Source organism: Actinoplanes sp. NPDC051411 (genome assembly GCF_040682075.1).
Classification (GTDB): Bacteria; Actinomycetota; Actinomycetes; order Mycobacteriales; family Micromonosporaceae; genus Actinoplanes.
On sequence record NZ_JBFBAD010000042.1, the window covers coordinates 71,945 to 82,278 of the forward strand.

At 71.7% G+C, this 10,334-nt stretch carries 10 protein-coding genes; 2 read left to right on the forward strand and 8 right to left on the reverse strand.

The features are described from left to right. The first annotated feature begins 258 nt into the window (after positions 1-258). On the forward strand, positions 259-501 hold the full coding sequence (locus AB0M88_RS23715) for a hypothetical protein (RefSeq protein WP_364105634.1): 243 nt from the start codon (positions 259-261) through the stop codon (positions 499-501). A gap of 336 nt (positions 502-837) precedes the next feature. Here AB0M88_RS23715 and AB0M88_RS23720 read toward each other — a convergent pair whose 3' ends face one another. From AB0M88_RS23720 to AB0M88_RS23750, 7 genes are all read right to left on the reverse strand, one after another. Further along, positions 838-1,458, reverse strand: coding sequence for a PilZ domain-containing protein (locus AB0M88_RS23720; RefSeq protein ID WP_364105635.1), 621 nt, complete (start codon positions 1,456-1,458; stop codon positions 838-840). A 236-nt stretch (positions 1,459-1,694) separates the two neighbouring features. Further along, positions 1,695-2,855: a Gfo/Idh/MocA family oxidoreductase gene (locus AB0M88_RS23725; protein WP_364105655.1), complete on the reverse strand. Its 1,161-nt coding sequence runs from the start codon at positions 2,853-2,855 to the stop codon at positions 1,695-1,697. A 33-nt stretch (positions 2,856-2,888) separates the two neighbouring features. Further along, positions 2,889-3,917 (reverse strand): substrate-binding domain-containing protein, encoded by a 1,029-nt coding sequence (locus AB0M88_RS23730; RefSeq protein WP_364105637.1) that lies wholly within the window; start codon positions 3,915-3,917, stop codon positions 2,889-2,891. Positions 3,918-3,925: 8 nt separating this feature from the next. Continuing rightward, positions 3,926-4,960: an ABC transporter permease gene (locus AB0M88_RS23735; RefSeq protein ID WP_364105639.1), complete on the reverse strand. Its 1,035-nt coding sequence runs from the start codon at positions 4,958-4,960 to the stop codon at positions 3,926-3,928. Then, positions 4,957-6,645 carry an ATP-binding cassette domain-containing protein gene (locus AB0M88_RS23740; RefSeq protein ID WP_364105641.1) on the reverse strand — a complete coding sequence of 563 codons (1,689 nt, stop codon included), beginning with the start codon at positions 6,643-6,645 and terminating at the stop codon, positions 4,957-4,959. Before AB0M88_RS23740 ends, AB0M88_RS23735 begins: the two co-directional genes overlap by 4 nt. Next, positions 6,642-7,853, reverse strand: a complete 1,212-nt coding sequence (locus tag AB0M88_RS23745) for an ROK family transcriptional regulator (protein ID WP_364105643.1) — start codon at positions 7,851-7,853, stop codon at positions 6,642-6,644. The genes AB0M88_RS23740 and AB0M88_RS23745 overlap by 4 nt, the downstream gene beginning before the upstream one ends. Positions 7,854-7,956: 103 nt before the next feature. Further along, positions 7,957-8,967: a sugar phosphate isomerase/epimerase family protein gene (locus AB0M88_RS23750; RefSeq protein WP_364105645.1), complete on the reverse strand. Its 1,011-nt coding sequence runs from the start codon at positions 8,965-8,967 to the stop codon at positions 7,957-7,959. Positions 8,968-9,165: 198 nt separating this feature from the next. Between AB0M88_RS23750 and AB0M88_RS23755 the strand changes: the two genes are divergently transcribed. Further along, positions 9,166-9,492, forward strand: a complete 327-nt coding sequence (locus AB0M88_RS23755; protein ID WP_364105647.1) for a hypothetical protein — start codon at positions 9,166-9,168, stop codon at positions 9,490-9,492. A 29-nt stretch (positions 9,493-9,521) separates the two neighbouring features. Here AB0M88_RS23755 and AB0M88_RS23760 read toward each other — a convergent pair. Further along, positions 9,522-10,334, reverse strand: an 813-nt coding sequence (locus AB0M88_RS23760; protein ID WP_364105649.1) for an SDR family oxidoreductase, incomplete at its 5' end; no start/stop codon positions are given.

The following is a 10,334-nucleotide window of genomic DNA, read 5'->3' on the forward strand; positions in this document are numbered from 1 at the left end:
GGCGGCGGCTGAGGGCGGCGGCTGAGGGCGGCGGCTGAGGGCGGCGGCTGAGGGCGGCGGCTGAGGGCGGCGGCTGAGGGCGGCGGCTGAGGGCGGCGGCTGAGGGCGCATGGCACCCACCGGGAGCCGGAGCGCGGGCTGCAGCGACTGACCGGTCTGTGCGGCCGCGGACTGCGCGAAGCGCGGCCCACCGCGCGGCCTCGATCCAAGCCGAGCCGGCCGGACCGGTCAGGCGGGCCACGGGCACATTTCCGGCTGGTGGAAGCCTTCCGGCGGCGACGGCGTGCCGGGGCCGCCCGCACCACGGCGAAGGCCACCGACCCCAACCGGGCGTGCGCCTCCGGCGATCAAGACCTCGCCGGCGAGCCGGGCCGGGGCGCTATCGGCGAGCCGGGCCGGGGCGCTGTCGGCGAGCCCAGCCGCGAGCGCCGCCGGGCGTGCGCCGCGGCCGCCCGCGACGCCTCAGCCGTGCTCCCGGCCAGCAGCAGCACCACCGGGTAGGGCGCCGACGGCCGGTCCCGGTAGTCGCGGGGCAGCAGCACGGCGCGGCGTCGCGGCCAGGTGCCACGACGCGAGGGCGGCCGGGCGCCCGGGCAGCGCCGACCGGCACGGCCGTCGTGACGATCAGGGGCAGACCGGTCAGTCTCGTGCGGCCGACCCGCGGGACGGGAGAAACGCCTCGGCGCTGAGCAACCGGGAAGCACAGGTAGCGGGGTGCCGGTCGAGCTGGTATTTGGCGTGGCCCGGTGGAGCGACCCGATCTGCCACAGCCGGGACGTCCGTTGGAGGAACCGGTGCCGGATCCGCAGCCGCGAGCAGGAACCCTGGGGAGGGACGTCAGAGCTCCGTTTCGCGCCGCCGCTCGGCGATCTCCCAGGCGTAGACGTGCTGCCGGATGACCCGGGCCACCTGCTCGGGCGTACGGAACGTCAGGATCACGTGGTGGCCCGGTTCGGCCTCGGCCGCGCGTACGGTATGAACCGCTCCCTCGACCGCGACGTCTCCGGCACCCAGGGTGACCCACGCCTGCATTTTGTCGCCGACCTTCATCGAGGCCGGGTTCGCCACCCAGCAGCGCAGCCCGCCCTCGCTGATGTCGAGCAGGCGGCCGTTGACGCGCTGGTCCTCGTCGCTCGACAGCTCGACCGACGCGCCGCCCCCGCCGCGCACGAACTCGCGCCGGTTGCTGATCACCGGGGCCGCGATCGGCTCGAGCACCCAGCGGTAGGGCGACTCCTCGATCTCGACCAGCCGGCACGGCAGGATGATGCGGGCGCGCGGCTGGGCCCAGAAGACCTCGACGATCTGGCCCGGCTTCGGGGTGTCCTGCTCGCTGGTCTCGAGCGGGGCGGTCACGCTCAGCGTCCCACCGTCGATCGACTCGAGGCGGGAGCGGTAGTTCACCCCTTCGGCGTGCACGACGTACATCGCGGTTCCGATGCGAGGCAGCTCGGCCACGGCAGACCTCCTGGGGATAGGTGTTCGACTTCCGTGCGAACCCTTCGGCGAACCGGCCCCCGACCTGAGAACTCCCGGGCCACGACCTACGGGAAATCCGCCCGGCGGCGGCTCCTCTTTCCGTACGCCCGCAATTGCCCCGGCGCTCCCCGACGTCCCGCTCGGGTTGTTCCGCGCGGGCCGGTCGGCGCGGGGCGCAACCACGCCGTCCCTCACCGGCCCGCGGCGGAGATGGTTCAGACGGGTTCGAGTACCGGGTCCACCTCCGTCCACAGTGCCGACTCGGCCGAGCGGGCCACCGCGTCCAGCACCAGCTGGACCTGGAGTGCGTCCGCGAACGACGGTGCCGGGTCCCGTCCGGCGCCGATCGCCTCGAGGAGGTCGCGGATCTCGTGGGTGAACGAGTGCTCGTAGCCGATCCCGTGTCCCGGCGGCCACCAGGCCGACATGTAGGGGTGTTCCGGCTCGGTGACCAGGATGCGGGTGAAGCCCTGCTCGGGGCCGGGCCGGGTGGCGTCGTAGAACTCGAGCTCGTTCATCCGCTCGAAGTCGAACGCCAGCGACCCCAGCGAGCCGTTGATCTCGACCCGCAGGGCGTTCTTGCGGCCGGTCGCGAAGCGGGTCGCCTCGTAGGTGGCGACCGCCCCGCCGTCGAGCCGGGCCAGGAACAGCGCCGCGTCGTCGACCGTCACCTCGCCGACCGAGTCCGTCGCCGTCGCCGACAGCCCGGCCGAGGCGGACGGGAGCGGGCGCGACTTGACGAAGGTCTCGGTCAGCGCGGTCACCGAGGTGATCGACTGGCCGGTGACGAACTGGGTCAGGTCGACGATGTGGGCGCCGATGTCGCCCAGCGCGCCCGAGCCGGCGACCTCCTTGCGCAACCGCCAGACCAGCGGGAACGACGGGTCGACGATCCAGTCCTGCAGGTAGTGGGCGCGTACGTGGCGGACCCGCCCGATCCGGCCGGACGAGATCAGGTCCCGCATGAGGGCGACCGCCGGGACGCGCCGGTAATTGAAGCCGCACATCGTACGTACGCCGGAAGCGGAAGCCGCCGCCGCCGCGGCCGACGCCATCTCCCGGGCCTCGGCCACCGTGTTGGCCAGGGGTTTCTCGCAGAGCACGTGCTTGCCCGCGGCGAGCGCGGCCAGAGCGATCTCGGCGTGGGTGTCGCCCGGGGTGCAGATGTCGATCAGGTCGATGTCGTCCCGGGTGATCACCTCCCGCCAGTCGGTCGCGGAGGAGTCCCAGCCGAGACGGTCGGCGGCGGCCTCGACCGCCACCGGGTCCCGGCCGCACACCACCGACATGCGCGCCCGCAGCGGCAGGTCGAACGCGTGGTTGACGGTGCGCCAGGCCTGCGAGTGGGCGGCGCCCATGAACGCGTAGCCGACCATGCCTACGCGCAGTGGATGCGACACACGTGCCTCCTAGAAGCCGGTCTTGGCGTACTTCGCGGCGTTGTCCTTGGTAATCGTCTCCGACGCGAGCGTGATTTCCTTCGGAACCTGCAGTTCGACCAGGTCGCTCATGCCCTTGCCCTGGCCGATCAGCCGGGCCAGCGAGATCGCCGACGAGGCCATCGACGGGCTGTAGGTGACGGTCGCCTTGAGCACGCTGTTGTCGGCCGTGATGGCGTCGATCGCGGCCTTGGAACCGGCGCCGCCGACCATGAAGAACTCGCTGCGGTTGGCCTGCTTGATCGCGGCCAGCACGCCGATGCCCTGGTCGTCGTCGTGATTCCACAGCGCGTCCATCTTGGGCAGGGCCTGCAGCAGCGCGGTCGCCGCGGCCTGGCCGGAGTCGGCGGTGAACTCGGCCGGGCGCCGGTTGGCGACCTTGAATCCGTAGCGGGTGAGCGCGTCCTTGAAGCCCTGGCTGCGCTCCTGGGTGAGCTCGAGCGAGTCGATGCCGGGGATCTCCCCGATGACCGGGTTGCTGATCCCCTTGGCCTTGAGCTGGTCGCCGATGTAGGCGCCGGCGGCCAGGCCCATGCCGTAGTTGTCGCCCTTGATCTGCAGCCGGTAGGCCCCCTGGGACGGAAACGCCCGGTCCAGGTTGACCACCGGGATGCCGGCCCGCATGGCCTGCAGTCCGGCCGCGTCGAGCTCTTTGCCGTCGTAGGGCAGCATCACGATCACGGTCGGTTTCTGGGCGACGAGCGTAGAGATCGCGGCTCTTTGAGCCGCCGCGTCGGCGCCGGCTTCGACCGGCTTCAGCTCCACGTCACCGTACGCGGCGGCCTGCGCCTTGGCGTTGTTGGTGATCGCGGCGATCCACCCGTGGTCGGCGGCCGGCGCGGAGAAGCCGATGACCACCTTCGTGCCGGTGGCGGCGTTCGGGTTGTCGCTCGTGTCGGTCTTCACCTGGGCGGTGTTCTGGGGTTCGTTGCTGGTGCAGGCGGCGAGCAGAGCGGTGGCGCCGACGGCCCCGAAAACTATCTTCCTTCGTGACGGCATGGCAGGTCCTAACGCTTGAGGAGGTTGGTCAGGGACCGGTAACGGAACTGCTGGACCAGAACGGCGGCGACGATGATGCCGCCCTTGACCATGTTCTGGACCTCGGTGGAGAGGTTGTTGATCGCGAACAGGTTCGTGATCGTGGAGAACACCAGCACCCCGAACAGGGCGCCGACGATGGTGCCGCGGCCGCCCGAGAGCAGGGTGCCGCCGATGATCGCCGCGGCGATGGCGTCGAGCTCGTAGAGGTTGGCCATCGCGGCCTGGGCGCTGGTCGCCTGCGAGGTCAGCATGATCGCGCCGAGCCCGCAGCACAGGCCCGAGATCGCGTAGAGCAGGACGGTGTGCAGCTTGACGTTGATGCCGGCCAGCCGGGCCGCCTCCGGATTGCCGCCGACCGCGACCGTGCGCCGGCCGAACGTCGTGCGGTTCAGCAGCACCCAGCCGGCCGCCACGACGAGCACGAGGATCCACACCAGCAGCGGCAGGCCGAGCAGCTTGGTCGTGGAGATGTCGTTGATGGCGGCGTTCGCCGAGACCTGCGTCTGCTTGCCGGAGATCTGCGCGGCCAGGCCGCGCGCCGAGACCATCATCGCCAGGGTGGCGATGAACGGCACCAATCTTCCGTACGAGATGAGCACCCCGTTGACCAGCCCGACGGCCACGCCGACCACCAGCGCGGTGAAGACCATGCCGACGGCGCCGTAGCTCTGGGTTGCCAGCGTGGTCGACCACACCCCGGCCAGCGCGATGATCGCCCCCACCGACAGGTCGATGCCGCCGCCGATGATCACGAAGGTCATCCCGACCGTGACCACGCCGATCGCCGACGCCTGCTGGAGGATCGTCGACACGTTGTTGCCGACCCAGGACGCGTTGCCGTAGAGGTCGGGACGGGTCGCCGCGCCGATCACCACCAGGATGACCAGCACGCCGACCAGGCCGAGGTTGCGCAGGGCGTTCTCGTCCAGCTTCCGGTCCGGGCGCCCTCGGGCGGGCGCGACGGTCCCTTCCTCCGGCAGCCCTTCGGTGCGGGCGGTCATGCCGACTCCCCTTCCAGGAGCGACCCCGCCATCACGAGGTCGAGCACGGTGTCCTCATCAAGTTCGGTCGCCGGCGCCTCGTGGACGATCCGGCCCTCGCGCATCACCAGCACCCGGTCGGCCAGCCCGAGCACCTCGGGCACCTCGCTGGAGACCAGCAGCACGCCGACGCCGTCCTCGGCCAGCGCGCGAACGACCTGGTAGAGCTCGGCCCGGGCACCCACGTCGACGCCGCGGGTCGGCTCGTCGAGCAGGAGCACCTTTCGTTCGCTGACCAGCCAGCGCCCGACCACGACCTTCTGCTGGTTGCCGCCGGACAGGGTGCGTACGGCCCGGCCCACGTCGCGCGGGCGCAGGTCGAGGCGGTCGGCGGTCTCCTGGGCGGCCTTCCGTTCGCCGGTCGTGTCGGTGAACCCGGCGTGGGCGAAGCCGGTGAACGACGCCAGCGTCATGTTCTTGTAGACCGGCTGGTCGAGGAGCAGAGCCTGGCTCTTGCGCTCCTCGGGGGCCATGCCCATGCCGCTTTTCACGGCTCCCTTGGCGCTGCGGATCCTCCGGCCGGCGAGCGTGACCGTGCCCGTGTCGGGGCGGCGGGCGCCGTAGATCGTCTCCAGCAGTTCGGAGCGGCCCGAGCCGACCAGGCCCGCGATGCCGACGATCTCGCCCGGGGAGACGGTCAGGCTCACGTCGGCGAACTCCGACTTTCTCGTCAGCCCGGTGACGGTCAGGATCGGCTCCCGGACCGCCGGGGCCGGCCGCGGCGGGAAGACGTACTCGATGTTGCGGCCGGTCATCCGGCCGACCAGCTCCCGGGTCGAGGTGGTGCGGGCCGGGAGGCCGGCCGCGGTCGTACGGCCGTCCTTGAGCACGGTCACCCGGTCGCCGATCTCGCGGATCTCGGCCAGCCGGTGCGAGATGTAGATGACCGCGATGCCCTCGGCGGTCAGCTCCCGGATGATCCGGAAGAGGTTGCCCACCTCGTCATGAGCGAGCACGGCGCTGGGCTCGTCCATGACGATCAGCCGGGCGTCGTGCGAGAGCGCACGGGCCATGCTGACGATCTGCTTGCCGGCCGCGGGGAGGCTGCGGACCAGGCGCCGGGGCGGGATCTCGGGGTGGCCGAGGCGGCCCAGGATCGTGCGCGTCCGTTCGGCGGCCGACCGCCGGCGGGTGAACCCGAATCGGGACTCCTCGCGGCCGAGGAGCGCGTTCTCGGCCACCGAGAGGTCGTCGACCAGGTCGAGTTCCTGATAGATCGTCGCGATGCCGGCCCGCATCGCGGCCTGCGGCGAGGCCGGGGCGAACGGCGCCCCGTGCCAGGTGATCTCGCCCGCGTCGGCGTGGTGCACCCCGGCCAGCACCTTGATCAGCGTCGACTTGCCGGCACCGTTCTGGCCGAGCAGACAGTGCACCTCGCCGGCCCGGACCTCCAGTTGCACACCGTCGAGAGCCCGCACTCCGGGAAACGTCTTCACAACGTCGGTAAGCCGGAGAACGACACCGTTCTTCTCCGCAGCGCCGTTCTTCTCCGCAGCGCCGTTCTTCTCCGCAGCGCCGTTCTTCTCCGCGGCGCCCGCCTTCTCCGCGGCGCCCGCCTTCTCCGCGGCGCCCGCCTTCTCCGCGGCGCCCGCCTTCTCCGCGGCGCCCGCCTTCTCCGCGGCGCCGGTCTTCTCCTCGGGGCTCATGCCGCCTGCTCGAATGCGGCGTCGCTGGCCAGCACGGCCGCGCCGGTCACGCCGGCGCGACCGCCCAGCTCGGAGAGCACCACCGGGAGGTTGCCGGTGGCGAGCGGGAGCGAGCGCCGGTAGACCACGCTGCGGATCTCGGCCAGCAGCACGTGGCCGAGCTGCGCCAACCCTCCCCCGATCACGATCATCGAAGGATTGGCGAACGAGACCAGCGTGGCCAGCACCCCGCCGACGCGGCGGCCGCCGTCACGGATCAGTTTGATACAGGCGACGTCGCCCTCGGCCGCCCCGTCGGCGACATCCTTGGCGGTCACGGCGGCCCGTGCGTTGCCCGCGGCGCCCCCCTCGGCCGCCGCGAGCCGTTCGGCCAGGGCCGGCGACTCCCCCGACCGGGCCGCCGCCAGCGCGTCCCGGGCCAGCGCCGAGCCGCTGAAGATCGCCTCCAGGCAGCCGGCGTTGCCGCACGAGCAGACCGGCCCGGTCGCGTCGACCTGGATGTGCCCGATGTCGCCCGCGCAGCCGTCGACGCCCCGGTAGACCGATCCGGCCAGGTGGATGCCGCAGCCGATGCCCGTACCGATCTTGACGAACAGGAAGTCGTCGACCGAGTGGGCCACCCCGCCGTGCCGCTCCCCGATCGCCATGATGTTGACGTCGTTGTCGACCACGGCCGGGCACCCGTGCTCGCGGGCCAGCACCTCGCGGACCGGATAGCGGTCCCAGCCCGGCATGATCGGCGGCGACACCGGTACGCCGTCGCGGAAGCTCACCGGCCCCGGCACCCCGATGCCGACGCCGTCGAGCCGCGCGTATGCCCCTTCGATCTTCGCCTTGGCCAGCAGCTCGCCGACCCGCTGGAGGATCACCTTGGGGCCGGACCGGATGTCGGCCGGCTCCTGATAGGCGGCCAGCGGTTCCAGCCGGCCGTTCACCACCTCGACGTCGATCGAGCTGGCACCCAGGTCGACGGCCGCGAACCGCAGCCCGGGATGGAGCTCGACCAGCGTGGACCGCCGGCCGCCGCGGGACGCCGCCAGGCCGGCCTCGGCGATGAGGCCGGCGGCGACCAGCCGGTCGACTTCGGCGAGCAGGCGGGGCCGGGTGAGGCCGAGCCGGTCGCCCAGCTCGGCCCTCGACACCGGGCCCTCGTCGCGCAGAAGACGGAGTATTCGCAGGTAGGGAGCATCAACGGGGAGCACGATCACCCCTTACGGAGCGCTGTTGTGCCGGTCACATTAAGCGCGTTCCGTCAGCCCCGTCTAGACCTTTCTCGAAACTTTGCCAAACTTTTGTCTCTGGACGCAAAAGTCATTCGGCCTTGGACGAAAACGCGGCGTCGAAGGCCGCCGCCGGAGCGTCGAACGCCAACCGGCGTACGAAATCAAGCGCCTCCGGCGCGCCGACCAGCCGGTCCATGCCCGCGTCTTCCCATTCGATCGAGATCGGGCCGTCGTAGCCGATCGCGTTGAGCGCCCGGAAACAGTCCTCCCACGGCACATCGCCGTGCCCGGTCGACACGAAGTCCCAGCCCCGGCGCAGATCGGCCCACGGCAGGTGGGAGCTCAGGCGCCCGCTGCGGCCGTCACCGGTGCGGACCTTCGCGTCCTTGCAGTCCACGTGATAGATCACGTCGCGGAACTCGAGGATGAAGTTGACCGGGTCGAGGTCCTGCCAGACGAAGTGCGACGGATCCCAGTTCAGCCCGAAGGCGGCCCGGTTCCCGATCGCGTCCAGCGTGCGGCGGGTGGTCCAGTAGTCGTACGCGATCTCGCTCGGATGCACCTCGTGCGCGAACCGCACCCCGACCTCGTCGAAGACGTCGAGAATCGGGTTCCACCGGTCGGCGAAGTCCTGGTAGCCGCGCTCGATCATCGACTCGGGCACCGGCGGGAACATCGCCACGGTGTGCCAGATCGACGAACCGGTGAAGCCGACGACGGTCTTCACACCCAGGGCCCGCGCCGCCCGCGCGGTGTCTTTCATGCGCTCGGCGGCCCTCCGGCGTACGCCCTCGGGGTCGCCGTCGCCCCACACCGCCGGCGGCAGAATGTCGTGATGGCGCTCGTCGATCGGGTGGTCGCAGACCGCCTGACCGACGAGATGGTTGGAGATCGCGAAGACCTGGAGGTTGTGCTTCTCCAGCGTCTGGCGCTTCTGATCGAGATAGCCGGGCTCGGCGAGCGCGCGGTCGACCTCGAAGTGGTCGCCCCAGCAGGCGATCTCGAGGCCGTCGTAGCCCCACTCCGAAGCGAGCTGACAGACCTTCTCGAACGGCAGGTCGGCCCACTGGCCGGTGAAGAGCGTGATGGGTCGGGCCATGGGTTGTCTCCCTCTAGGAACGCAGCCGAAATGAACGGCCGGCGAGGGAAACCGGTCCATGCTGTGGGCACCGCGTGCCGGCGGGTTTGCGCCTCCCGTGGTCCGGCGCCTCGCACTCTACCCGGCGCCCCGACCCGTTATCCACAGCCTCCGATTCGGGCTCGCGGCCGGCCCGCCGCATGCGAAATACTCTTCCCCATGAGCAGCCCCAAGGATCTTGAGCAGCGGGTCTCCGCGGTGGAGGCCGAAGTCGGCGTCGCACGCGAGGAGGCCGCCGCGGCGCGGGCGCTGGCGTCCGGGGCCGACCGCGACGTGGCCGACCTCCGCGCCGAGCTGCGGGGGCACGGCCGGGTCCTGACCGCCTTGCGAGAGACCCAGCTCGAGATGCAGCACGAGTTCCGGGAGACAACGACGCGGCACTACGCCGAGCACAAGGCGGACGTGGCCGAGATGAAAGCCGGCATGGTCCAGATCGTGCGGATGCTGGAGAGCCTGGGCGGCGAGAACCGGGGCGGCCGGGCGTAAACATCTCGGGTTCGGCCGCGCGACTCTGATCAGCCTCCCGGCAGCGCCAGTTCGGGCAGCTCAGCCGGATAGGCCGCCTTGCCCGCCTGGACCGTCCAGACCAGTCCGGTGCGCTCATCGGCCAGCACGACCTCGGCCGCGTCGGCCACCTCGGCCGGATCGGCGAGGAGAAAGCCGCGGGCGCGGAGGGCCGGCGCGAGCGAGGCCAGGGCCGGGGTGTCGACCAGGCCGGGGCAGAGCGCGTTGATGCGGATGCCTTCGGCCGCGAGCGCGGGAGCGGCCGAGCGCACCAGGCCGATCAGCGCGTGCTTGCTGGTCGCATAGAAGACGTCGGGCGAACCGGTCAGGCCGGCGATGCTCGCGATCACGGTCACCGAGCCGTGGCCGCGCAGGTGGGGCCGGCAGGCGTGCAGGCCGAAGACGACGCCGTCGAGGTTGGTGCCCATGGTCGCCCGGTAGCCGTCGACGGTGAAGTCGTCGAGGCCGCAGCGACCGGGGATGCCGGCGTTGAGCACGGCCAGATCCAGACGGCCGTAACGACTTACGGTCGCGGCCACGGCGTCCAGGTTCGCCTGCGGATCCGAGACGTCGGCCCGGAAGACCAGATCGGGGCCGGTCTGCTCGGCCCGGCCCGAGGCCAAGTCGGGATCGGCGCGCTTCGCGAGCAGGGCGGGCTCGACGCGGCCCGGGGTCGACCCGGGCTCGAGGCAGTTCGCGAGAGGCGCGGGCTCACCGCGGCCGGGCTCACCGCGGCCGGGCTCACCGCGGCCGGGCTCACCGCGGCCGGGCTCACCGCGGCCGGGCTCGGCGCGGCCGGGCTCGGCGCGGCCGGGCTCGGCGCG

Excerpts from the sequence above, each read along its gene's own strand:
- AB0M88_RS23735 (WP_364105639.1), bottom strand. The coding sequence starts at position 4,960 with ATGACCGCCCGCACCGAAGGGCTGCCGGAGGAAGGGACCGTCGCGCCC.
- AB0M88_RS23740 (WP_364105641.1), bottom strand. The coding sequence starts at position 6,645 with ATGAGCCCCGAGGAGAAGACCGGCGCCGCGGAGAAGGCGGGCGCCGCG.
- AB0M88_RS23755 (WP_364105647.1), top strand. The coding sequence starts at position 9,166 with ATGAGCAGCCCCAAGGATCTTGAGCAGCGGGTCTCCGCGGTGGAGGCC.
- AB0M88_RS23725 (WP_364105655.1), bottom strand. The coding sequence starts at position 2,855 with ATGGTCGGCTACGCGTTCATGGGCGCCGCCCACTCGCAGGCCTGGCGC.
- AB0M88_RS23750 (WP_364105645.1), bottom strand. The coding sequence starts at position 8,967 with ATGGCCCGACCCATCACGCTCTTCACCGGCCAGTGGGCCGACCTGCCG.
- AB0M88_RS23730 (WP_364105637.1), bottom strand. The coding sequence starts at position 3,917 with ATGCCGTCACGAAGGAAGATAGTTTTCGGGGCCGTCGGCGCCACCGCT.